Consider the following 24,345-nt stretch of genomic DNA (forward strand, 5'->3'; position numbering starts at 1 on the left):
CGGAGAGAGGGGCGCCATGCCATCGTCCGTCCTGCCCGGTTTCACACCCTGGCCACCGGAACTCACCACTCGGTACCGCGACGAAAAGTGCTGGACCGGTGAGACGTTCGCGCAACTGCTGCGCACCCGCGCCGCACAAACCCCCGAGGCGATCGCCGTCGTCGACGCGACCCACCGCTGGAGCTACGCCGAACTTGACCGCCGCGCCCGGTCGCTGGCCACCGGCCTCATGCGCCTCGGCATCGACCACCACGACCGCGTCCTCGTCCAACTGCCCAACCGGGCCGAATTCGTGGAAGTCATCTTCGCACTGTTCGAAATCGGTGCGCTGCCGGTGTTCTGCCTGCCCGCACACCGCGAATCCGAGCTGGTGCCGATCGGCAACGCGAGCAACGCGGTCGCCATGATCACCTGCGCCACCCACCAGCGTTTCGATCATGCGGCGCTGGCCGATACCGTCCGGCGCCGGGTCGACTCCCTGCGCCACGTCCTGCTGGTCATCGACGACCCGGAGACCGAGTTCGCCGAGGGCGCCGCCGATCTCGCCGGATACCGCGACGAACCGGCCGAGATGCCCGAACTCGACGCCGGCGATGTCGCGTTCCTGCAGCTCTCCGGCGGCAGTACAGGAATTCCTAAGCTCATCCCCCGCACCCACGACGACTACCTCTACAGCGTGCGGCGCAGCGCCGAAATCACCGGCCTGGGTCCGGACTCGGTCTATCTGGCAACATTGCCCGTAGCCCACAACTTCCCGATGAGCTCGCCGGGAATCCTGGGCGCACTGTACGCGGGCGGAACGGTCGCGATGACACCGGATCCGACGCCCTCCACCGCGTTCGCGGCGATCGAACGCTTCGGGGTCACCATCACCGGGCTTGTACCGCCGCTGGCACGGCTGTGGGTCGAGCGGGCCGAAAAAGGCGGCGAACTGCCGGATCTGTCCAGCCTGCGGGTGGTCCAGGTGGGCGGCGCCCGCTGCCCCGACGAATTGGCCCGCCGGGTCGGACCCGCGCTGGGCGTAACCCTGCAGCAAGTGTTCGGAATGGCCGAGGGCCTGGTGTGTTACACCCGGCTGGACGATCCTATCGATGCCGTCGTCGCCACCCAGGGCCGGCCGATGTCGGAACTCGACCGGATAAAGATCGTCGACGACGAGGGCGACGAGGTCGCGCCGGGCGCCGACGGAAATCTGAAAACCCAAGGGCCCTACACGATTCGCGGCTACTACGACAATCCCGAGGCCAATGCCCGCAGTTTCGACCCCGACGGCTGGTACAGCACCGGCGATATCGTCGCGCTGCGCCCGGACGGCAACCTCGTCGTGAAGGGCCGGGCGGGCGACTGGGTCAACCGCGGCGGTGAGAAGGTATCGGCCGAGGAGCTCGAGGCCCATCTGCTCGAACATCCCGGCATCCGCGACGCGGTCATCGTCGGTACGCCGGATCCGATACTCGGGCAACGGATCTGCGCCTTCGTCCAACCCGTCGATCCCGCAACTCCCCCGACGCTGACCACGGTCCGCAGCTTCGTCCGCGGACGCGGTATCGCCGCGTGGAAGATGCCCGACGCCGTGGTGACCATCGAGGAGTTCCCGGAGACCGGGGTCGGGAAGACCAGCCGCCGCGATCTGCGCCGGCTGCTGGCCGAGGAACACCGCGCACCGTGACCCCCGGTGCCGCGAACCACGCATCCGGCGCGGTTCGCGGCGTCCGGTCACGGGCACAGAACCTCCAGCCAGGACTCCAATACGGGATCCCCGGCCAGCATCATCGGATCGACGGTCTCATGTCCCTCCGACCGCCATTTCTCCACCAGCTGCATGATGCGCACCGAATCGAGCCCGGCATCGAGCAGATTGGTATCGGTGGACAGGTCCCCGGCCGGTACGCCCATCACTTCCGCGACATCCTGGATGAAGCGGTCGCGATCGGTCATGGCCGCTGCGTCGTTCGTCATGCTCTGTCCTTTCGACATGATCGGGAGCGCTGCGTGGTTACGCTGCGCTGCCTCCTTCGCACTCGACCCGATCATGCCGGGTCCTCTCTTTATTCTTCGCCGTCGAAATTCGCGATCCCGTGCTTCCAGTAGCCCGCGATCAGGCAGTCCTTCGACCCGACACCGAGTTCATTGCGGATCCATTTGCGGATCGGGCGCAACTGCCCGGCTTCACCGGCCACCCACGCGTACACGCTCTGCCCGGCGGGCACCGTGACCGTGCGGATCGCCTTCTCCAGCAGATCCCCGGTACCCGGCGCGGCATCACCGCGGTGCAGCCACTGGATCTCGAACCCGGTCGGCGCATCGATCTCGATCTCCTGGCTCGCGTCGGTGACCTCGACGAACACCCAGCCCTCGGTCGCACGCGGCAGCCGTTCCAGCCAACGGGCCATCGCGGGCAGCGCGGTGATATCCCCGGCGAACAAGTAGTTGTCGTAGCTCTCCGGCACCACCACACCGCCCGGCGGGCCGGCGATGTGGATACGGTCGCCCGGTGCGGCGGCCAGCGCCCAGTCCGAGGCGAGACCGCCGGGATGCAGCGCGAATTCGATATCGAGTTCGCCCGCCTCGGCGTCGTAGTGGCGCACCGTGTACTCCCGTGAGATCGGCCGCGGTGCAGGCCATTCCAGCGAGAGGCCGTCTTTCACCGGCAGGCGTAGCGTGCCGTCGGTGTCGGGGAAGACCACACGGACGTGTTCGTCGGGTACATAGCTGTGGAATCCGGCGAGCTCCGGACCGCCGAAGGTGACCCGGAGCAGACCCGAACCCACCTGCCGGGTGCGAATCACCTCGAGTTCCCGCAATTCGATCGGATAGCCGACCTTGGCCCCATGGGATCCGGCCATGACCTCGGCGATCCGCTCACGGTAGGCACCGCGATCCATCACACACCGTCCTTTCCTTTGTCCGCGATTCCGGTGGGCTCCACCGGCGGTTTCACCGGCGGCTCAGCGGGTTTGCCGGGAGCGGTGAGCCGGGCCAGCGGTGCCAGGAACACCATGGTGGGGACTAGCAGCACGAGCACCGCACCGCCGTAGACCACCAGGGCGGCCCCCGGTGTCACCAGACCGCCGATCACGCCGGCTGCCATCGACCCGAGCGCCGTTCCGGTCACCGACTGCACCAGTTGCAGACTCGACAACCGGCCGCGCATATCCTCCGGCGAATGCTGCTGTAGTACCGAGTACCGCAGGATGTTGTTCACGGCCCGGGCGATCCCGAACGCGGCGAGCCCCAGGAAACTCCATGCCACCTGCGGCCAGACACCGGCCATGATCAGCCCCAGCGGCATGAGAGCCAGCGAAGCCAGCAACGCGAGGCCGTTGCGGCGGGAACGGCCGATCCAGCCGCTGGTCAGCGATCCGAGTACGGCACCCGCACCGGGCGCGGCGTAGAGCAGGCCCAGCGTCGCCGGACCGGCATTCAGCGCCTGATCCGAGAACGCCGGCAACAACACCAACGGCCCGCTCACGAGCATGGCGAGCAGACCACTCACCAAGACCGCGCGGATCACGCGGTGGCGCACCGCGAACCCGATCCCCTGCCCCATTTCCACCAGCGGGTTGCGCAGTTCGCGCGCCGGTGGCGGGGCGGCCCCGATGGCCCGGATCAGGCCCACGGTGGCCGCAGTCGCCGCCGCAGCGGCGAAGAACGCGAAAGGGACCCCGATCTGGGCGATCAGCACACCGGCGATGGCCGGGGTGATCATGGTGCCCAGATCCGAGGTCAAGGTGATCAGTGCGCCCGCCGCCGGCATCTTCGCGCGCTCGACCAGCATCGGCACCAGCGCCATCATGGCCGACCCGCTGATCCCGCCCGCCAGGCCGTCCACGACGGCGGCGGCGTAGATCACCGCCAGGGTGGGGCTGGCCAGTATCGCGTTGAGGCCCAGGGCCAGGAACGCCAGCCCCGCCGCGGTCCGCGACCATTGCATCACCGTGCGCCGGTCGAACCGGTCGGCGATCACCCCGCCGCCCAGGCTGCCGACGAACAGGGCGACCGCCATGGTCGTCGATACTCCGGCCACGTGCAGGCTCGATCCGGTGAGGTCGTAGACCTGTACCGGCAGGGCCACCATCAGCAGCCCGATGCCGAGTACGGAGATCAGCCGCGCGCCGAAGGCACAGCGGAACCGCCGGCTCTCCCGCAACGGGGAGATATCGATGAGGAGGCCGGCGGTGGCTGTCACTTGAACTGCTCCTGGATCAGGTCGAGGGTGTTCATCACGCCGCGGTAGTCCGGCCGGTAGCTGGTGGCCGGCAGCTCATAGACTTTCTTGCTCTTGAACGCGGGCAGCTGCGCGAACATCGGGTCCTTCGCGAGATCTGCCGCACTCTTGGCGCCGCTGAGCGGAACCACGATCACCACGGGCTGATCCACGACCTTGGTCAGCAGTTCGGGGCTGAAGTTGAACCAGTCGGCGGAGGGGTTGATCTCCGGGTTACCGGCCTTGGCGACAACTTGCTCGTCGGCCGTGAAACCCAGCTCGGCCAGCAACGTCGGCAGCGCGGCATTCGGCAGGATCATCTTCGGCTTGCCATCGGCGGCGGACTGGAAGAAGCCGATCTGCTGCTCGGGCGCCTTGACGGTTTCGGCAACCTGCTCGAGTTTGTCGTCGTAGGCGGTGATCAGTTCGTTCACCTTGTCGCCCTTGTCGACCACATCGGCCAGCAGCTTCAGCTGTCCCTGCCAATCGGTGACATCACCGGGCACCAGCACGGTCGGCGCGATCGCACTGAGCTGGTCATAGGCGTCCACCGACTGTTTGGCCGGGAAGCCCTGGCCACCACCGATGATCAGATCGGGCTGCATCGAGGCCACGAACTCCACGTTCACGGTCTGCCCGATCGGCACCACCTGGGTGCCCTGTTCGGTCGCGTCATCCGCCCATGTCGGGGGGAACTTTCCGCTGCGGTCGGTGACACCGAGAACCCGGGTATCCGCCGCGGCCACCGGGACATCGAGGTCGTAGAGGTAGCCCGCGAGGGCGCCGTTGAGCACCACGACCCGCTGCGGGTCGGCCGGCACCTCGACGGCGCCCTTCTCGGTCTGGATCGGCCGGGTCCCGGCTTCGGCGGCAGGCTCGGCATCGGAGCTACAGCCCGCGACCGCGACGACCGCGACGAACAGACCGACTACAGCACGTAGCCAGGCCGCGAAGCGGCTGTGGGATAACAGCGACATAGGTGTTTCACTTTCTTTCTCGAACTACCGGGGCACCGGATGATGCCGCGGCAGAGTCGTTGAGGCCGGCCCGCACGGTCAGGTCCGCAACGCCGGGTCGGTATCGAGCAGCGCGGCAACCTCGGCCCAGCCGTCGTCGGCGACGATCCCGAAATGGGTGTAGGGCAGGCGACGCGGGATGATCCGGGCGCCGGCCGCCCGCCAGCCGGCCAGCTGGGCGGTGACGCGCGGAGCGTCCTGTTCCTCGCCGGGGTCGGCGGCGTAGAGCGCCATGGGCCCGGAATACCGGGGCGCCTCGGATTTCGTGACCATACGCAGCAATTCGCCGGCGGCGCCGCGGACCAGCGCGGCGAGGTCCGGGGCGTCCTCGGGCAGTTCCGGAAGCAACCGGTCCAGCCGGGCCGGATCTGCCAGCACCTCGGTGGCCTGTGCGGCGAGGTCGGCCAGCGGATGCGAATCGACCAAGCCCACGAATGCGACCTCCGCGCCGCTCGCGGTGAGCGCGGCCGCCATGGCGTGCACGATATTGCCGCCGAGCGAATAGCCGAGCAGGTGATACGGGCCTTCCGGCTGGATCTCGCGCACGGTTCCCAGGTAGTGGGCGGCCAGTTCGTCGATGGTCGCGGCTCCGGAATCGACACCACGCAGGGCAGGCAATTGCAGGCCGATCAGCGGCCGGTCGGCGCGCAGCCGCCGGGCCAGTGGAGCGAACTGCCAAGCGGTACCGCCCACGGGATGCACACAGAACAGCGGTTCGGCCGCGCCGCGGTCGCGTAACCGCAGCACGTGATCGAGGCGCCGGCCCAGCATGGCGATCTCCTCGGACACCGGCGCCGGGGACACAGTCTGCGCCACAGCGGTCTCCGGTGACAGGGTCTCCGGCGCGGTGGTCTCCGTCGCAGCGGGGTTCGGCGCTGCGGGATTCGGCGCTGCGGCATCCGGGACAACGGAATCCCGGCCGGCGGGGGCGTCTGCGCCGACCGCTGCCACGCCTTCGATACGTGCCGTGAGGGCGCGAACGGTCGGCGCCTCGAAAACGTCGTCGACGACGACCCCGTATCCGGCCCGGCGCAACCGCCCTACCAACCGCACAGCGGTCAGAGAATGTCCGCCGGCGGCGAAGAAATCGTCGTCCGGCCCGATCGCCGCGATACCCAGTACCGCGGCCATGGCTGCCGTAACCGCGCCGACCACTCCCGACCCGCCCGCGGGACCGCCGGGAATCGCCGTCAGCGCCCCGGGAACCGCGGTCTGCACACCCGAAGCCGCGGTCTGCGCTTCCGGAGCCACGGCCGACCCATTCGAAGCGGCCGGTCCGCCCTGTGCCACGGTCGATGCATTCGAAGTCATAGCCAGCGCGCCGAGAGCGGCCGCAGATACATCCGAGCCCGCCGTCTGCATCCCCGGATCCGCCGCCTGGGCCGCAACCGGTGCGCCTGGAGCCGCGGTCGGGGGCACGACCGGTACGCCGGAGGCAACCGAAGCTGCGACCGGTGCGTCAGAAGCTACAGCCGGGGCTGAGCCCTGAACGCCAGAAGTGCTGGCCGGGGGGACGAGCACTGCACCGGAAGCAGCAGCTGAGGCCGAGCCCGGTACGCCGGAAGCGGCAGCCGGCCCCACGCCCTGTCCGCCAGAAGCGGCAGCAGGGGGCACGAGCACTGCACCGGAAGCAGCAGCCGAGCTCGCGGCCGGTCCAGCGGCGGCCACGTCCACCGGGTATTCCGGGACGGGCAGCGCTTTGCGGTCCAGTTTGTCGCTGACGGTCATCGGGATCTCGTCGAGCTCCACGAAGGCCGCGGGAATCATGTAGGAGGGCAGCACGCTCCGCAGCGCGACCCGCAGTTCTTCGGTGTCGACGGTGGCGCCGGAGCGGGCCCGCAGGTAGGCGACCAGGCGTTGGTCGCCGGGAATATCCTCCCGCAGGATCACGGCGGCCTGGGCGATCTCGGGGCGGCGCAGGACCGCCGATTCGATATCGCCGAGCTCGATCCGCTGGCCGCGCAGTTTCACCTGACTGTCGGTGCGGCCGATGTAGTCGAGTTCGCCTTCGGCGCCCCAGCGCACCAGATCACCGGTGCGGTACATGAGTTCACCGCGGCCGGCGGGGTCGGCGACGAAGGTATGCGCGGTGCGTGCCGGTTCGTGCAGGTAGCCGCGGGCGAGTTGCACGCCGGTGAGGTAGAGCTCACCGACCGTGCCGAACGGCACCGGTCGCAGCTTCTCGTCCAGCACGCGCACCCCCGCGCCGCCGGGCGGGCGGCCGATGGGAACCGTATCCAGATCGGTGTCGTCGGTGACGTGATAGGTGATGCAGACCGCGGCCTCGGTGGGGCCGTAGAGGTTGTTCACCTCGGTGCCGGTGACTTCCCGGAACCGCTGCGCGGTGGCCGGTGGTAGCGGCTCACCGCCGGTGAATACGCAACGGAGTGCGGAACACCCGGTGAGATCGCTTTCCTCGGCCATGGTGGTGAGCATGGAGGAGGTCATCTGCACGGCCGTCACCTGCTCATCGGCCATGAGTTCGGCCTGGTAGTAGGGGTCGCGGTGGCCGTTGGGCCGGGCGACCACGATCCGGGCACCCACCAGCAGCGGCAGGTAGATCTCCAGCAGCGAAGCGTCGAAGGTGGCCGGGGTGCGGTACAGCATGGTGTCACCCGGCCCGAACCGGTGCTGTTCCTGCAGCCAAGCGAACGTATTGACGATGGCCGCGTGGCTCACCGAAACGCCCTTCGGCACACCGGTGGACCCGGAGGTGAACAGCAGATAGGCGGCATTGTCCGGGCGCAGCGGTGCGAGCCGGTCCGCGTCGGTGAGCGTATCCGCCGCGAATCCGGTGAGGTCGAGGGTGTCGGTCGCGATGACAGAGGCCCGCCCGGTCGCGAAATCGTCGGTGCGCGTAGTGAGGACGAGTGCCGGAGCGGCGGTCTCGAGAATCGTGTCCAGCCGTTCGGCCGGCTGCCCCGGGTCCACCGGAAGGTAGACCCCACCGGCACGACTGATCGCGTGGGCGGCGATCACAGCCTCACCGCAGCGTCGCATCGCGACCACGACCACCGTCTCCGGGCCGATCCGCTGAGAAATCAGCCAGCGGGCCAGGCGATCGGCACGTTCGTCGAACTCACGGTAGGAAATGGTGATTCCCTCGGCGGTGAGCGCCGGGGAGGCCGGATCTATCTCCGCGTTCGATGTCCAATCGGCCAGCGTTGCACCGTGACTGTCCGGATGCCGGGTTCGGTCGAGTATCGCGCCGACGGTGGCCGCCGGATCGCCGGCCAGCGCGGTGAGCACGGCACCCAGCCGCGCCGCCATCCGCTGCCCGTTCGCCTCCTCGATCGCGCCCGGCGCGTAGTGCAGCATGAGCCGGAACCGGTCGCCGGGCAGTGCCGTCACCGTCACCGGGTAGTGGGTGAGGCTGTGCACGGCGACGTCGGCAACGCCGACCTCGTGCGTTTCCTTCGGCCCCACACCGGTTTTCGGGAAGTTCTCGTAGACGACGAGCGTATCGAAGAGCCGCCCGACCCCCGCCGCGCGTTCTACGGTCGCCAGGCCCAGATAGCCCTGGTTCTGCAGTTCCAGTGTGGTCCGCTGGAATGCGGCGAACTGCTCGGCGACCGGCCGCCCGGTATCGAGGGTCATCCGCACCGGAACCGTATTGCTGAACAGGCCGACCATGCCGCCCACACCGGGCAGATCGGCGGGCCGGCCCGACACCACCGCTCCGAACACCACATCGGTCCGGCCGAGCTGATCGGCCAGCACCATCGACCAGGCGCCCTGCAGCAGGGTGTTCATCGTGAGCCCGTGTGCCCGGCCGAAGGATTCGAGCGCGACCGCGGTCTCCTCGCCCAGCGGCACCTGCAACCCGACCGCGGCCGAACGCGGTCCGGGTGCGCCGATCAGGCTCGGCGCCTCCAGCCCCGCCAGGTATTCGCCCCAGCGTCGGGTTTCCGCGGCCGTATCGCGGGCGGCGAGCCACGCCAGATAAGTGCCGTAGTAGCCGGGTTCGGGCAGATTTTCACCGTGATAGCGGGCGAGTATCTCGCGCAGCACGATCGGGATCGACCAGCCGTCGGCCAGTAGGTGGTGGGCGGTGAGCACCAGCCGGTGCACGGTATCGGAGAGCCGGATCAGCAGGGCGCGCAGCAACGGCGGATCGCCGATATCGAAGAGTTCCGCGCCCGCCGTCTGCTCCAGCGCCGGCGCGCGGTCCGCGGCGTCCGGCCGGTCGCGCAGATCCTCGACCCGCCACGCGATCTGCGGGCTGCGTGGAATCACCTGGACCGGCCGATCGACCCGGTCGTAATGGAATGCGGCACCCAGGTTCGGGTGCCGGTGCAGTACTTCGGTGAACGCGGCGCCCAGCCGGTCGGGGTCCACGGGGCCGGACAGCTCGAACCGTGCCGTCAGGGTGTAGACGTCGGCGGCACCGTCACGCAGCGCATGGAACAGCAACCCTTCCTGCAGCGGTGACAGCGGTAGCACATCGGCGACCGCTCCGTGCACGGCGGCGAGTTCCGCAAGATCCTGCGGCGGTAGCGCGATCGTGACGGTTTCCGCGCGTGGCGCCGCCGGACGGTTGTCCACCGACACCGTCGCGGGTTCGGCCGCGGCCGCCAGATCGGCGAGACCGCGGCGGGTCAGCAGATCCTGCGGTGCCAGGACGAAACCGCGCTCGCGCAGTTTCGCGCAGACACCGATCGCGGTGATGCTGTCACCGCCGGCGCCGAAGAAATCGTCGTCGATATCGACGGTATCGCTGTTGCGGCCGAGCAGTTCGGCCACCACCTCGGCGATCGCCTGTTCGGCCGGTGTCGCCGGTGCCCGCCCGGCGGTGGATTCCACCGGATCGGGGAGCGCGGGCCGGTCCACCTTGCCGTTGACCGTCCACGGGAGTTCGTCGAGCACCATGATCCGGGTGGGAACCATGGGGTCGGGTAGCGTTTCGGCCAACCGGTTGCGTAACCGCGCCCCCAGATCCGCGGCACCGTCGCGTACCTGCGCCGAGGCCTCGCCGGTGGCGACCACATAACCGATCAGGCTTTGCCGCCCCGTCAGCTCGCGGATATCGGCGGCCGCGGCGACGACCTCGGGCAGCCCGCTCAACGCGGCTTCCACCTCACCGATTTCGATCCGGTGCCCGCGGATCTTGATCTGCGCGTCCGCCCGGCCCGCATAGAAGTAGCCCTGGCCCGGCATCCAGCGCGCCAGATCGCCGGTGCGGTACATCCGGGCGCCCGGCGGGCCGAACGGGTCGGCCACGAATCGTTCGGCGCTCAGTCCGGGCCGGCCCAGATAACCCTGCGCGATCCCGGTCCCCGCCAGGTACAGCTCGCCGGACTGCCCGTCCGCGACCACCTGTAATCCGTTGTCCAGCAGATACGCCCGCACTCCGGGCAGCGGCACCCCGATATGGGGATCGGGGCCGCGTACGGGTGCGCCGATGGCGTCGACCGTGGCCTCGGTGGGCCCGTACAGATTGACCGCGGTGATTCCGGCGGTCTGCACCTGCTGCCAGAGGTCCGGTGGGCAGGCCTCACCGCCGAGGACCAGCAGGCGCGGCGCCACTTCGGCCAGCCCGTGCGTGAACAGAGCGGCGGCCAGCGTGGGGGTGCCGTCGGCGACCTCGATCCCGTCCGCGCCGAAGGCCGCCACCAGCGCGGCGGGGTCACGACGGGTCACACTGTCGTACAGGTGGATCCGGTGGCCGTCCAGCAGCCACAGCAGCGGGTCGAGCGCGGCGTCGAAGGCGAACGAGGTGGTGTGGGCGACGGCGAGCCGGCGGCCGCCGGACCGTTCGACGGTTTCGGCGTAGATACCGGACCGATGGCCGGCGACCAGCTGGGCGAGGGCGGTGTGGTCGATCACGACGCCCTTGGGGGTGCCGGTGGATCCGGAGGTGTAGAGAACATAGGCGGCGTGGTCGCCCCGGATAGCGGCTTCGGCCGGGCGGCTGTCCGGATACTCCTGCACCACGGCGCGCACCTCGTCGCCGTCCACGGCGACCGTACGGCAATCTAGTTCGCCGACCAGTGCGTTGCCGGTGAGGACCAGCACCGGGCGAGAGTCGTCGATCATCGTCTGCAGCCGCGCCGCCGGATGTTCCGGGTCCAGCGGTAGATAGGTTCCGCCGGTCCGCCAGACGGCCAGCAGCGCCACCACCAGATCCGCTGTGCGCGGAAGTGCGACACCCACCCGGTCTCCCGGCTGCACGCCCTGGTCGCGCAGGTACCGGACCAGCCGATACACCTGCGCGCCCAGTTCGGCACCGGTATATCGGCGTGCGCCGGCGACCAGCACGGTATCGCCGGCGTATTCGGCGACCATCCGGTCCAGCGCCGCCGGAACCAGTTCGGTTGCGGCGGCGGCCGCCGGCCCGCAACGCTGTGCCAGTAACCGGGCCCGGTCGTCGCGGTCGATCAGTTCCAGCGCACCGACCTGCACCTTGTCCAGTTCGGTGAAGGCCTCGATGACCCGGACCAGTCCCGCCATCCGGCGATAGGCCGTCTCCGGATCGTTGGTGCGCGCATCGCATTCGAAGTTCAGCAGTACGGATTTGTCGGGCAGCGGAGTCGCGACCAGGCCGAGATCTTCCGGCGGCCCGCCCGCCACGTTGCGCAGCACCCCCTTGGCGCCGTCGAAGTCGAGCGCGAAATCGAAAACCTTCAGGTTGATCCCGACCCCGTGCAGCAACTCACCGGCACCGAAACCGCTCAGGTCACGCGCCAGGTCGGCACCGCTGTAGCGCTGGTGCTTACGCATCTCGCGCAGTGATTCCGCGACTCGGACGCCCAATTCGCCCACCGTTTCGTGCGCGTGCACGGCCAGCCGCAGCGGCAGCACGTTCACCGCCATCGACGGTGTACTGAGCGCGACCCGCCCGACTCGGCCCATCATCAGCATCGAGAGCACCACATCGGAGGTGCCCAGCTGCCGTTGGATATACGCGGCGTAGCAGGCGATCAGCCCGTCCGCCCAGGTGATCCGGTAGCGCTCGGCGCAATGGCGCAGCCGGTCGAGGGTCGCGACCGGCAGGATCGCCTCGGCGCGGATCGTGCGTTCCACCGCACCGCCGAGCGCGGTACCGCGCCCGTCCAGCGCCGGTGCGGGGCTGAGCTGTTCACGCCAATACTCCTGGTCGGCAGTGAAATGCTCGCTCTCACGGTAGGCCTGCTCGTCGGCCACCAGGTCGGCGATGGTGCCGAAGGTCGCCTTGGGGGGTTCGGTGCCCCGGCGCAGGGCGGTGTAGTGCGCGGCCACCCGCCGTGACAGCAGCGCCGCGCTGTAGCCGTCGACGATCAGGTGGTGGTACAGCTGCACACACCACACTTCGCATTCGGTGAGCCGGATCAGCGTGTAGTTGTAGAGCCGCCGGTCGACCATGCCCCGGCACCGCTGGGCGGCCTCGTGCCGTTCGAGGGCGACGGCCTCGTGGGCCAGGGAAATCGGATCGGTGGCGCCACGCAGGTCGATCATCGGCCGCAGCACGGCGGGTTCGTTGCCGACGAATTGCCGGGGGCCGGAATCGGTATCGCGGAACCGCAGCCGCATGTTCTCGGCCTCGGCGACGGTCAGCGCGATGGCCTCGGCCAATGCATCGACATCGATCGGCTCGGAGCCGGATATTTCGAGTACCTCGCCGACCAGGTAGCGGCCGGATTCCGGGTCGAACTGCTGCGCGTTCCAGATTCCCAGCTGAGGGCCGGTGAGCGGTAGTCCTGCCCCGCTGATCGTCGACGCGTTCTGCATTGCCGCCGGCACGGCAACTCCCTTCGCTGTGAACCACTTTCGCCTGCTGTGCCACCGGTGGGAACACCACGGCACAACACACGACCACAGTTGAGGTTAGCCTAACCTTTACTAAAGTGAAACATCTTGACTGTAGTCGTACTTTGCGCTCGGTTTCGTCGATCAGCCCACCCGGACCGCCTTCTCACTCAGCGGAACCACCAGTGGCGTGCCCGTTTCCGGATCGTCGATAACCCGGCAGCCCAGGTCGAAAACCTTCTGCACCAGTTCCGCGGTGACGATCTCCCGCGGCGCCCCGGCCGCGACCACCGCACCGTCACGCATGGCAATCAGATGATCGGCGTACCGGAACGCGTGATTGAGATCGTGCAGCACCGCAACCACCGTCCGGCCGGTATCCCGGTTGAGTTCCCGGCACAGGTCGAGCAGTTGGATCTGGTGCGCGATATCGAGAAAGGTGGTGGGCTCGTCGAGCAGCACGATCGGCGTCTCCTGCGCCAGCACCATCGCGATCCACACCCGCTGACGCTGCCCGCCGGACAGTTCGTCGACCAGCCGCCCGGACAGCTCCGTCACCCCGGTGGCAGCCATCGCCGCGGCCACCGCCTCCTCGTCGTGCCGCGACCACTGCCGGACCAGCGATTGGTGCGGATACCGGCCGCGCGCCACCAGATCGGCGACCCGGATCCCCTCCGGCGCGGTCGAACTCTGCGGCAGCAGCCCGATACGGCGGGCCACCTCCTTTGCCGGATAGGACCCGATGGCCTTGCCGTCCAGCAGTACCGCGCCGGATTCGGGTGCCAGCAGCCGCGACAACGCCCGCAGCAGCGTCGATTTACCGCAGGCGTTCGGCCCGATGATGGCGGTGAAGGTGCCGTCGGGGATATCGACGGTGAGCTCGTCGCTGATCACCCGGTTCCGGTAGCCCAACCGCAGCCGGTCGGCCCGCAACCGGACGTCGGTGGCGGCGGGCGGGGTGAGGGCCTGTTGCGCAGATTCGCTGCGCTCGAGATTTTCGTCCACGAAGATTCCTCAGTTCCGTCGAGCCTCGACCACCAGCAGATAAGCCAGGTATGCACCACCGACCGACGCCGTCACCACACCGACCGGCACGGAGGTCGGCGCGAAGACGCGGCGCGAGATCCAATCACAGACCGCCAGCAGCAACGCCCCCATCGCCGCCGCCGGAAGCAGCGCTGTCGTCGGGGTGCGGGCCAATCGCCGGCCCAGCTGCGGGGCCGCCAGCGCCACGAAGGCGATCGGTCCCGCAACGGCCGTACCGACAGCGGTGAACGCGACACTGAGGATGGTGAGCAGCAACCGCGCCCGCCCCACCCGGACCCCCAGCGCCTGCGCCGCATCGTCACCCAGTTCCAGAATCGGCAACTGGTGTGCCGCGGGCACTACCGCGATCGCGAGCACGGCCAATACCACCAGCGCCGGTGTGATCTCGGCCCAGGTCAGCCCGTCCAGTGTGCCCACTCCCCAGGCCGCGGCCGACATAGCGGTATCGAGGTCGGCGCGCAGGATGAGCCAGGTGTTGGCCGCGGCCAGCATCGAACCGATACCGATACCGACGATCACCAGCCGGAATCCCTTGATGCTCTGCCGGAAGGCGAGCAGGAAGATCGCCAGCGCGGTGACGAGCCCGCCGCCGATCGCACCGGCCGCGGTGGCGTAGTAGCCGCCGCCGGCCAGGATGACCAGCAGTGCGCCGGTGTACGCACCGTTGTTGAATCCGACGATATCGGGGCTGCCCAGCGGGTTCCGGGTCACCGACTGCAGGATCGCGCCGCTGATTCCGAGCGCCGCGCCGAGCACCAGCGCCATCAGTACCCGCGGGAACCGCCACTGCAGCACCACGAGTTCGTCACTGCCGACCCCACTGCCCAGCAGCGCCCGCAGCACCCGGTCGGGCGGGATATCGAAATCCCCGGTGCCCAGCGCCAGTAGCGAAACGACGCAGGCGGCGACGAGCAGCACCGCCGACACCACCACGCTGCGTACACCGAACCGGGCCGTGAGGCGGCGCAGCCGCAGCACGCGCACCGTGCGGCCGAACTCGACACTGGCCACGGCGCCGATCCGCGGTTTATCACGCAGGGTCACGACTACCTCATCTCCGAACGGCGGGCGAGCCAGATGAGTACCGGCGCCCCCAGGAAGGCTGTGACCACACCCGCCGCGATCTCGTCCGGCGGAATGGCGATCCGGCCGAGGACATCGGCGAAGAGCACCAGCGTCGGCGCGAGGAGCAGCGAATAGGCGACGATCCAGCGATAGTCGGGTCCGACGATCCAGCGGGCGATATGTGGCACCGCCAGGCCGACGAAGGTGATCGGCCCGACCGCGGCGGTTGCCGTTCCGCACAGCAGAATCAGCGCCAGGGCGGTGAATGCGCGGGTCCGTGTCACATGTACGCCGAGTGCGCGCGCCATATCGTCACCGAGCGCCACAGCGTTGAGCGAGCGGGCGGCGGCGGCGGCGAAAACGATCCCGACGAGAATGAAAGGGGTCGCGCCGGCGAGTACGTCGTAGCCGCGGCCGGTCAGCGCACCGGCGTCCCACTGCCGCATCTCTTCGAAAGCGCTCGAGTTCAGCAGGATCAGCCCCTTGGTGATACCGGTGAGCACGGCTGTCACCGCAACGCCGGCCAGGGTGAGGCGAATCGGGTCGGTACCACCGCGACCGACGGTCCCCAGCCGGTACACCACCACCGACACTACCGCCGCACCGGCGAATCCGAACCAGACGTAGGAGCCGATACCACTGGCGCCCAGATAGGCCACGGCCACGGCGATGGCAAAGGCCGCGCCCGCATTGATCCCGAGCAGCCCGGGGTCGGCCAGCGGATTCCGCGTCAACCCCTGCATGAGGCATCCGGCGATCCCGAGCGCACTACCCGCGAGCAGGCCCAGCAGGGTACGCGGCAGGCGGTATTCGCTGATGATCAGGTCGTCCGGGGACCCGTTGGGCTGCCACAGCGCAGTAATGATTTCCGTGATCGGAATATGTTTGACCCCCACCACAAGGCTGAGCACGCAGGCAAGTACCAGAAAGGCCGCGGCAAGTAACCAGCCGATCCACCTGCGGACCGAGACCCGAGTGTGGTATTCATAGGACGAACCGGCCGTCATGACGCGGTGCTACAGGAACTGTGCATCGAACCCGTCCCTTCCCGGCGTATATGAGATACGTCACGGTCATAGCTCACAAATTTTGTTAACTAACCTTTATAGTGAGCGCAGGCTAACCTAACCTGAACAGGCTTAGCAACAGACTGTGCCGAGGAGCGAAAGGATGACGGGATGCACTCCGCTGCCGGCTGTAACGCGTCCCCATCCGCTCTGTCCCGGCGTGGGGCCGCCGGCCACACCTGGCCGGGTTGTAAGAGATACACAGGGATGAGGGATTGATGGCGCAGCATTTCGTCACCTGATCGCCCAGGTTGAGACGATCCGAACCGCCGGTGGGCATTCCGTACCCACCGGATTTCACCTGCGAGTGCGCAGCAACCGGACCTGACTCGCGTTTTCGCGTGTCCCGATCCGGAATTCCGTGCTGCCGCTTTCGCCGGCTCCCGCGGCTACGGCCGTATCCGGCGACATTCGCTAGACCATGAGGGACACACGATGAACATCAAAGGGATTGCTGCCGGCGCGGCGATGACGGCGGCGGCGGTACTCGGCGTTGCCGGTGGAACGGCGACCGCGGACACCTTCGTGCCGCTGCCCGGCGGCGAGAAGGCCGGGCCGAACGGGAAAGTCGCGCGCGTCAACGAGAGCGCGCTGATCTCGCCGTCGATGTCGGCCAACGGCGCGGGCCGGGTCGCCTGGGTGACCGGACAGATTCACGCAGACGTCACCCAGACCCCCGAGGGCGACCCGGGACCGTGGAAGGGCCCGACCAACGCACCGGGTACCAACAACTCCTCCACCCACGGCTCCTCGCGGCTGAGCACCGGCTACATCGTCGGCTGCCAGGTCAGCATCGCCGAGAACGCCTTCCAGGCCGGTATCGGTGGCACCCTGAGCACCTCGACCCTGGGTGGCAGCGGATCCCTGAGTGTGAAGCTCGGCCCGGGCGAAGTGAAGTTCGTTCACATCGAGGGCGTCGACATCAAGAAGCCCGGTCCGTACTGGATCGACTACAAGGATGTCGAGATGAACATCGAGGGCTGCGGCGGCTTCGCCCAGGCCCGGTCCTACACGGTTCTCGAAATCATCGGTGACCACTACTCCAAGTCCACCCTGTACGGAGCCCCGTTCAGCATCGGCTGACGCTCGTCACCACTGGTCGATCAATCCGTCGCTGAACGGAATATCTCTTCCGAGAGGGAAAATCTCATGTCTGTAGTGAAGAAGAGCGCCGTGCGCATCGCGAGCGTCGCCGCCGCGGCCGCCGCCGCTGTCGGTCTGTTCTCGACCGGCGCCGCCAACGCCGATACGTTCGTGCCGCTGCCCGGCGCCGAACTCCACCACACCCTGCCCAACGGGCTCGGGGTCACCGCCCGGATCGCCCATGAATCCGCACTGATCAACCCCTCGATGGGTTCCACCCCGCTGCACCGCAACGCCTGGGTATCGGCCAGCGCGCAGGTGGAGGTGCACGGTGAGCACAACGGCACCAAGATCACCCCGGGTTATGTCGTGGGCTGCCAGGTCGATATCAGCGGCGGTGGCGCCAACGGCGGCGCCGACGCGACCACCAACGGGGACACCGTCACGGGCAAACTCAGCACCGGCGGCAACCTCACCCTGGGCCCCGGCCAGGCCACCTCGTTCCTGCTCCTCGATATCGAGAAGCCGGACGTGTACGGCAACGAAGGCCATACGTTCGCCACCAAGTTCACCGGTCCCAGCGGCTCGGTGACCTGGTCCGACAGCACCATCGCCCTCAACGGATGCGGTGGCTACGCTCAGGCCCGCGCGTTCGTACGCGTCGAGGTGGCCACCGATAACGGCACCTCCGAGTTCCGTGTCTGGGGTCAGCCGTTCAGCCTCGGCTGATCGAGCACAGCCTCGAGGAAACAGCGACAGCCCCGGCCTTTCGGCCGGGGCTGTCGTCATCTCGCGGGTGCGCTGCGCCGGTGTGCCGGTGATAGCCGCCCGGGCGCCTCACCGTCGCCGGCGCGGCCGGCGCGGCGCGGCTGCCCGCACCACCGCAGACAGCAGGAACAGCACGAGCGCGACGGTCAGAAAGTAGATGAGCGATCCGGCCGGCCCGAAGCGCGGGAGGAACGCCATCTCCTGCCCGGTCGCCGCCACACTGTTGAGGAACGGTGCATAAGCCTGCAGGGCATAGCCGTTGGGCAGCAGACCGATCGAGTTCTCGGCCAGATGCACCCAGAACAGCACCACCGCCACGGCCGCCGCGGGGGCACGTACCAGCGAGCCGACGGCGATACCGATCCCGCAGGCGATGAATGCGTAGAGCGGTACCGCCCACAGGAACCGGAGGCCCGCCGGGCTGCCGATATCGACCGCGCCGTATACCTGCGGGAAGCGCAGCGGCAGCACCGTCATGATCAGCACCACCAGTATCAGCGTGACCAGGGCGGCGACGACACCGTAGAAGATCCAGCGGGCCAGTGCCGAGGTCCAGGCCCGGGGGAACAGTATGCGTGCGACCTTCAACCGCCACCGCGACCATCTCACCGCCATCGAAATCATCGTCAGGAAGCCGCTGGCATGACCGAAAAAACCACCAGCCCCGTAGCCACCGGCACGACCGACTGGACACCCCGCGACGGCGCCGCACCGCAGGCCCAGCGACTGCTGAGCGGTAGCGGCCTCACCATGGTCCGGATCAGTTTCCGCCGCGGTCAGATCCTGGACGAACACCGCGCCCCCGGCCCGATCTTCGTCCAATGCCTCAGCGGCGATATCGAATTGGATGTCGACACCTCGGCCGGCCGGGAAACCCACCGGCTCCCGGCGGGATCGGTGCTCCATATCGAAGGAAGCCTGAGGCACCGGCTCACCGCGACCGACGATTCGGTGGTCCAGGTCGTCCTGCACCGCAACGTATCCGGACCGGCGCCCTCCTGATCCGGCTACCGAGATCACCGGGCACCCGGAACGCTTCGGCCGGCCCCGTCCGATGTCATGGACGCGTCCGGCCGGACTCCGCCCCCAGGGCGAGCGAACAGTACCGGAGCCCGTAGGGCAGGCAGGCTGGTCCAGGTCTCGTTGCGCCCTGGGGTCCAGGCGCGGCCGGTACGCACCGGAGGCTCCGAATTCGAACTCGCCGACGGCCACTGCCGGAATGTTCGGCGGATCAGCCGGCGCGTGGCGGGCCGCGAGCAGCGGTCCATCCGCATGGTTACCTCGGCCGGCCGGAGTATTAGGCTGGCCTGCCTATGGCTATCGGCGCGACTCTGCACACCTTCGCAGTCCAACTCTCCGACGTCGATCGCGGCGTCTACCAGGGGTTGGAGTTGCGCCTGGCCCGGCATCCGTCGGAAACCGCGGAATTCCTGGTCACCAGGCTGCTGGCCTACTCCCTCGAATACGAGGACGGAATCGCCTTCAGCGACGGCGGGGTGTCGTCCACCGATGAACCCGCCGTGCTGGTCCGGGATCTGACCGGGCAGATCACCGCATGGGTCGAGGTGGGCGCGCCCGACGCCGACCGGGTCCATCGCGGCAGCAAACTCGCCGGCCGGGTCGCCGTCTACACCCACCGCGACCCCGCGAAGGTCCTCGCGGCGCTGCCGGGGAAACGGATACACCGGAGCGAGACCATCCCGCTCTACAGCCTCGACCGCACCTTCGTCGACGCCGCGGCCGCCGCCCTGCAACGCCGCAATACGGCCACTGTGTCGGTGCTGGAACGACAGCTCTATCTCGAACTGAACGGCACCGACCTCACCACCGCGATCGACGAGCACAGACTCCTCTGACCCCTGCCGTTGACATCAAGCCCACTTCAGGTTTCAGAGTTGTCGTATGCATCCGGACGACGAACAGGCCATCAGGACGACGCTCGCAGCCCATACCGCGCTGTGGACGCGCCATGAGATGGACGAATGGGGCACCTACTTCACCGAGAACTCGGACTTCATCACCCACCGCGGAATCCGGTGGCGCACCCGCCAGGAAAACATCGACGGCCACAAGGATGTCCCCGAGTCGGTGTTACCGCAGAAGAAGAACTACACCCAGCAGGTGCTGGACATCGCCGAGATCACGCCCGAGGTCGCCTTGGTCCACACCCGCTGGAGCTGGCCCGGGCATCGACTGCCGGGCGCGGAAGCGCCCGAGGACCGGGGCGGCCTGATCACCTTGGTCATGGTGAAACGGCAGGGCCGCTGGCTCATCAGGGCCGCACACAATACGAGAACCAACGGCCTCGACGACTTCACTGCGGGCCGCACCACCGGCACGTAGCGGCGGGGCCGCGCCTTCGTCCGCACCGCACGGGGGCGCCGGTTCACCGCCGGATCGGCCCCGCCCGTGCGGAGATTCCCGGCACGGTCCGCTGATCAAGGTTCGATGAGACCTGCCCGGATGGCATAGCGGGTGAGGGCCAGGCGATCACGCAGGCCCAGTTTCTGCAGGACGTTGGCGCGGTGGCGGTCCACGGTTTTCACACTGATCACCAGGTCTGTCGCGATCTCGCGCGACGAATACCCCTCGGCGACGAGTTTGACTATCTCCTCCTCGCGCGGTGTGAGCAGTGTCTGCGGAACCGGTTCGTCACGTTCGGCGCGTTGCAGCCATTCGCGGATCAGGGAATTCACGGCACCGGGATACAGATAGGGTTCGCCGCGCAGGGTGGCGCGGCAGGCTTCGAGCAGATCGCGGTCGGCGACGGATTTCAGTACGTAGCCGGAGGCGCCGACCCGTAGCGATTCGAAGAAATACTGTTCGTTGTCGTACATCGACAACATCAGGATGCGCACCCCGGGTGTGTTACGGCTGATCTCGCGGGCGGCCTGGATACCGGTCAGCCGGGGCATGGCGATATCGAGGATCGCGAGGTCGACCGGCACGGCTCCGGCCTGCTGGACGGCCTCGTGCCCATTGGCGGCTTCGGCGACCACGGTGAGATCCGGTTCGGCGTCGAGGATCATCCGCAGCCCTGACCGGACCAGTGCGTGATCGTCGGCGAGCAGGATACGAGCCGGTGCCGCTGCTGTCATGGCGCACTCCCTTCCCCGCGGTGCGGGATGGTCAGGCAGACCACCGTGCCGTGCCCGGGTGGTGAATCGATGGTGAGGGTGGCGTTCACGAGCAGCGCGCGTTCGCGCATCCCGCGGATGCCCGCACCGTCCTCGGCCACCCCGCCGCGGCCGTCGTCGGTGACCCGCAGTATCAGCGCCTCCGCGCCGACGCGCAGGCTCAGCCCGACCCGGCCGGCGTCGGCGTGGCGGGCAATATTGGTCAAGCTCTCCTGCGCCACCCGATAGCAGACCAGTTCGATATCCGGCGCCAGCCGCGGCAGGTTCCGATCGACCTCGCGATGTACCCCGATCCCCGCGGTGGTGGAGAACTCACTGCACAGCGCGCTCAGTGCACTGGACAACCCGAGATCGTCGAGCACATCGGGACGCAGCCGCCGGGCGATCCCGCGGACCTCGTCCAGGCAGCCGCGCACCGTCTCTTGAGCGCCGTGCAGTACATCGACCACATCGGTGGGTGCGCGGTCGGCGGCCCGTTTCATCGACAGCAACGCCACCGTGAGACTCTGCCCGATCTCGTCGTGCAGTTCACGAGCGATGCGCTGCCGTTCGCCTTCCTGAGCGGCCAGAGCGGAGGCGCTGGCCGCGGCCCGTTCGGTTTCGAGCCGATCGACCATGGCGTTGAACGAATCGATCAGATGGGACAGATCTCCGTTACCTCGGCCGTCGACGCGGCCGCTGCGGCGCAACGGGTCGACCCGCCGCATGGAGGCGATGAGTTCCTCCAGCGGCGCCAGGCTCGTCCGGAGCAGGAAGGCGTTGGCCGTGAGGATGACCGCGAGGCCCACCGCCAGCACCGGTATCTCGGTCAACCGCACCCGCGACGACACCGTCGCCGGTGACAGTGCGAGCACCAGCGTGCCCAGCGTGAACACCAGCCCGTTGATGAGAAAGATCCGCCGGAACAGCGCGTCCGCCGGGGTCCGGGTGTGCCGCCGGAACAGGCCGATACCACTTCCCGGACGGTCCATGACCTCAGTCTGGCCGCTGACCGCCGGGGTGTCCATGAGGGCGGGTACCCATTTTCCGGCCGCGGACTACACGATGCCGGCCACCACAGATGGGTGCCGGTGCCGATGGTCGGCGGCACCCTCGCTCGCGAAAACTGAATGCGAGTCGATCGGGGGCGGGAGGAGCGTTCGGGTGTATATCGACCGCAGCACCGTACCGGGCCAGGGCACCGTGCACCATCTGCGGACCCGCAGTGGTGACCGGTTCGCACTGGTCACCGCCGCCGACGGCGCGAAACACATCCTCGTCTACCACGGCGCAGAGGACGCACCCATCCAGTCCGTTGCCCTGGACACCGACGAGGCGGACCAATTCGCCGACCTGTTGCACAGCGCACCGCTACCCGACCGGGTCGCCCGCCTGGAGCGGTTGGTGGACCAGCTCACCGGCGACGGGCCGCGGCCATGACCACGCTTTCCCCGCACGCGCGACGGGATCCTCCCATGCAAGCTCACGATATCGCCGTCCACCTGCCGACCGTCCGGCCCGAGGATCCTGTCGCAAAGGCCATGCGCCTGATGGTGGTGAACCGGCTGCCCGGCATGATCGTGGTGGACGAGGCGGACCGGCCGGTGGCCGTGCTGCCCGGTACTCAGGTGCTGCGGCTGGCGATTCCCAGTTCCTATCAGAACGATCCGGCTCTCGTGCGCACCATCGACGAACTGAACGCCGAATTGTTCTGGCGCGAACCGGGTCATCTCACCGTCGGGGACTGTCTCCCGCAGCACGCGCCGCGGCCGGCGGTCGTCCCGCGTGATGCAACTCTGCTGGAGATCGCGGCGTTGATGGCGCAGCGGCACAGCCCTCTGGTAGCCGTGGTGGACCGCGCGCACGCCCTCATCGGCGGAATCACCCTCGAACGATTGCTGATCAGCCTGGCCGTCGCCGGGCCCGAGGACTGATCCCGCCGGGCCGAGGCGAGGTAGCCGATGAATCAGATCCTGGCCGTGGCCATTTTCGTCGGGGCGTTCTGGTTCATCGCGACCGAACGCGCCGACAAGGTCAAAGTCGTGCTGATCGCCGCGGCGGCCATGACGGTGCTCGGGCTGGTCCCGGGTGAGGACGTCTTCTACAACGCGCACGCCGGGATCGACTGGAATGTCATCTTCCTGCTGCTGGGCATGATGGTGATCGTCGGCGTCGTCAAACACACCGGCCTGTTCGACTTCCTGGCGATCTGGGCCGCGAAACGCTCCCGCGGCAGCCCGTTCCGCTTGATGGTGATGTTGATGATCATCACCGCGGTCGCCTCCCCGCTCCTCGACAATGTCACCATCATCATGCTGGTCGCACCGGTGACCATCGTCGTCTGCGGCCGGCTGGGTTTCGCCGCGCAGCCGTTCCTCATCGCCGAGGTCCTCGCCGCAAATATCGGCGGCGCCGCCACCCTGGTCGGTGATCCACCCAATATCATCATCGGCAGCCGGGCGGGCCTGAGTTTCAACGATTTCCTGATCCACATGGCGCCTGCGGTGGCCGTGATCTTCGTCCTGTTCGTGCTGTTCACCCGCTGGCTGTTCCGCGCGCATCTGCGGGAACCCTCCAAGCACATCACCACGGTGATGACCTTGCAGGAGCGTCGTGCCATCACCGATCCACGGCTGCTCACCCGGTCGATGCTCGTACTGGCCGGAGTGGTGATCGGATTCGGCCTGCATTCGTGGCTGCATGTGGCGCCGTCGATCGTCGCGCTGCTCGGCGCCGGCGCCATGGTGCTGATCTCCGGGCTCGATATCCGCGATGTCCTGCGCGAAGTCGAATGGGCGACGCTGGTTTTCTTCATGGGCCTGTTCGTGATGGTGGCCGGTCTCGTGCACACCGGTGTCATCGGCCTGCTCGGTGACGCCGCCGTCGCCGCCTTCGGCGACAACCCGCTCCTGGCCTCGGGAGTCCTGGTCTTCGGGTCGGCAGTGGTGGCCGCGTTCATCGACAACATCCCCTACACGACCACCATGGCGCCGGTGGTCGAAGGGCTGGTCGAACAGACACCCGACCCGACACAGGGCCGAGCGCTGTGGTGGTCGTTCGCCTTCGGCGCGGATTTCAGCGGGAACGGCACCGCGGTGGCCGCAAGCGCGAATGTGGTCGCGCTCGGGATCGCCCAGCGGGCCGGGCAGGCGATCACATTCTGGCAGTTCACCCGATACGGCATCGTCGTCACCGCCCTCAGCAGCGTGCTCGCCTGGGCTTATATCGTCCTACGCTATTTCTGACCGCAG

General features: G+C 68.2%; 20 protein-coding genes. 9 read left to right on the forward strand and 11 right to left on the reverse strand.

Going from position 1 to position 24,345, the window contains the following annotated elements; translation table 11 throughout:
* Positions 1-16 precede the first annotated feature (16 nt).
* Positions 17-1,669, forward strand: a complete 1,653-nt coding sequence (locus NFL01S_RS16625; RefSeq protein WP_062976258.1) for a (2,3-dihydroxybenzoyl)adenylate synthase — start codon at positions 17-19, stop codon at positions 1,667-1,669.
* A gap of 47 nt (positions 1,670-1,716) precedes the next feature.
* On the opposite strand, the gene NFL01S_RS16630 is transcribed toward NFL01S_RS16625, so the two are convergent.
* The 8 genes from NFL01S_RS16630 to NFL01S_RS16665 form a co-directional block, all read right to left on the reverse strand.
* Entirely contained in the window at positions 1,717-1,959 is a 243-nt protein-coding gene (locus NFL01S_RS16630; RefSeq protein ID WP_062976643.1) for a phosphopantetheine-binding protein, read from the reverse strand.
* Positions 1,960-2,048: 89 nt separating this feature from the next.
* A complete protein-coding gene (locus NFL01S_RS16635; protein WP_062976260.1) occupies positions 2,049-2,885 on the reverse strand; it encodes a siderophore-interacting protein in 837 nt (278 codons plus the stop codon).
* Positions 2,885-4,189 (reverse strand): enterobactin transporter EntS, encoded by a 1,305-nt coding sequence (entS, locus tag NFL01S_RS16640; RefSeq protein ID WP_063915968.1) that lies wholly within the window; start codon positions 4,187-4,189, stop codon positions 2,885-2,887. The genes NFL01S_RS16635 and entS overlap by 1 nt, the downstream gene beginning before the upstream one ends.
* Positions 4,186-5,184 (reverse strand): ABC transporter substrate-binding protein, encoded by a 999-nt coding sequence (locus NFL01S_RS16645; protein WP_062976262.1) that lies wholly within the window; start codon positions 5,182-5,184, stop codon positions 4,186-4,188. Before NFL01S_RS16645 ends, entS begins: the two co-directional genes overlap by 4 nt.
* A gap of 78 nt (positions 5,185-5,262) precedes the next feature.
* Complete coding sequence (locus NFL01S_RS16650) at positions 5,263-12,942, reverse strand: non-ribosomal peptide synthetase (RefSeq protein ID WP_157116598.1); 7,680 nt, start codon at positions 12,940-12,942, stop codon at positions 5,263-5,265.
* Between the two features lie 150 nt (positions 12,943-13,092).
* Complete coding sequence (locus NFL01S_RS16655) at positions 13,093-13,881, reverse strand: ABC transporter ATP-binding protein (RefSeq protein ID WP_062976645.1); 789 nt, start codon at positions 13,879-13,881, stop codon at positions 13,093-13,095.
* Between the two features lie 81 nt (positions 13,882-13,962).
* Complete coding sequence (locus NFL01S_RS16660) at positions 13,963-15,039, reverse strand: FecCD family ABC transporter permease (protein ID WP_062976266.1); 1,077 nt, start codon at positions 15,037-15,039, stop codon at positions 13,963-13,965.
* A 2-nt stretch (positions 15,040-15,041) separates the two neighbouring features.
* Positions 15,042-16,067, reverse strand: a complete 1,026-nt coding sequence (locus tag NFL01S_RS16665; RefSeq protein WP_062976268.1) for a FecCD family ABC transporter permease — start codon at positions 16,065-16,067, stop codon at positions 15,042-15,044.
* Between the two features lie 495 nt (positions 16,068-16,562).
* On the opposite strand from NFL01S_RS16665, the gene NFL01S_RS16670 reads away from it, so the two are divergent.
* Together NFL01S_RS16670 and NFL01S_RS16675 are read left to right on the forward strand one after the other, a co-directional pair.
* Positions 16,563-17,210 (forward strand): MspA family porin, encoded by a 648-nt coding sequence (locus NFL01S_RS16670; protein WP_062976270.1) that lies wholly within the window; start codon positions 16,563-16,565, stop codon positions 17,208-17,210.
* A gap of 66 nt (positions 17,211-17,276) precedes the next feature.
* Positions 17,277-17,939 carry an MspA family porin gene (locus NFL01S_RS16675; protein WP_062976272.1) on the forward strand — a complete coding sequence of 221 codons (663 nt, stop codon included), beginning with the start codon at positions 17,277-17,279 and terminating at the stop codon, positions 17,937-17,939.
* A 108-nt stretch (positions 17,940-18,047) separates the two neighbouring features.
* Here NFL01S_RS16675 and NFL01S_RS16680 read toward each other — a convergent pair whose 3' ends face one another.
* Entirely contained in the window at positions 18,048-18,593 is a 546-nt protein-coding gene (locus tag NFL01S_RS16680; protein WP_157116600.1) for a hypothetical protein, read from the reverse strand.
* Between the two features lie 27 nt (positions 18,594-18,620).
* On the opposite strand from NFL01S_RS16680, the gene NFL01S_RS16685 reads away from it, so the two are divergent.
* The 3 genes from NFL01S_RS16685 (at position 18,621) to NFL01S_RS16695 (ending at position 20,321) form a co-directional block, all read left to right on the forward strand.
* Entirely contained in the window at positions 18,621-18,980 is a 360-nt protein-coding gene (locus NFL01S_RS16685) for a cupin domain-containing protein (RefSeq protein WP_062976276.1), read from the forward strand.
* Between the two features lie 311 nt (positions 18,981-19,291).
* Positions 19,292-19,834, forward strand: a complete 543-nt coding sequence (locus NFL01S_RS16690; RefSeq protein WP_062976278.1) for a YaeQ family protein — start codon at positions 19,292-19,294, stop codon at positions 19,832-19,834.
* A 46-nt stretch (positions 19,835-19,880) separates the two neighbouring features.
* Positions 19,881-20,321 carry an SgcJ/EcaC family oxidoreductase gene (locus NFL01S_RS16695; protein WP_062976280.1) on the forward strand — a complete coding sequence of 147 codons (441 nt, stop codon included), beginning with the start codon at positions 19,881-19,883 and terminating at the stop codon, positions 20,319-20,321.
* Between the two features lie 95 nt (positions 20,322-20,416).
* Here the strand turns inward: NFL01S_RS16695 and NFL01S_RS16700 are convergent, their stop codons facing one another.
* Positions 20,417-21,076 carry a response regulator gene (locus NFL01S_RS16700; RefSeq protein ID WP_062976282.1) on the reverse strand — a complete coding sequence of 220 codons (660 nt, stop codon included), beginning with the start codon at positions 21,074-21,076 and terminating at the stop codon, positions 20,417-20,419.
* On the reverse strand, positions 21,073-22,086 hold the full coding sequence (locus tag NFL01S_RS16705; RefSeq protein WP_062976647.1) for a sensor histidine kinase: 1,014 nt from the start codon (positions 22,084-22,086) through the stop codon (positions 21,073-21,075). Before NFL01S_RS16705 ends, NFL01S_RS16700 begins: the two co-directional genes overlap by 4 nt.
* A 172-nt stretch (positions 22,087-22,258) precedes the next feature.
* Between NFL01S_RS16705 and NFL01S_RS16710 the strand changes: the two genes are divergently transcribed.
* From NFL01S_RS16710 to NFL01S_RS16720, 3 genes are read left to right on the forward strand one after another with little or no spacing between them, the layout of a single operon-like run.
* On the forward strand, positions 22,259-22,534 hold the full coding sequence (locus tag NFL01S_RS16710; protein WP_062976284.1) for a cation:proton antiporter regulatory subunit: 276 nt from the start codon (positions 22,259-22,261) through the stop codon (positions 22,532-22,534).
* Between the two features lie 35 nt (positions 22,535-22,569).
* Entirely contained in the window at positions 22,570-23,028 is a 459-nt protein-coding gene (locus tag NFL01S_RS16715; RefSeq protein ID WP_062976288.1) for a CBS domain-containing protein, read from the forward strand.
* A gap of 27 nt (positions 23,029-23,055) precedes the next feature.
* Positions 23,056-24,339 (forward strand): ArsB/NhaD family transporter, encoded by a 1,284-nt coding sequence (locus NFL01S_RS16720; RefSeq protein ID WP_062976290.1) that lies wholly within the window; start codon positions 23,056-23,058, stop codon positions 24,337-24,339.
* Positions 24,340-24,345 lie beyond the last annotated feature (6 nt).

The sequence above is a fragment of the Nocardia flavorosea NBRC 108225 genome, assembly GCF_001613385.1.
GTDB classification, from domain to species: Bacteria; Actinomycetota; Actinomycetes; order Mycobacteriales; family Mycobacteriaceae; genus Nocardia; species Nocardia flavorosea.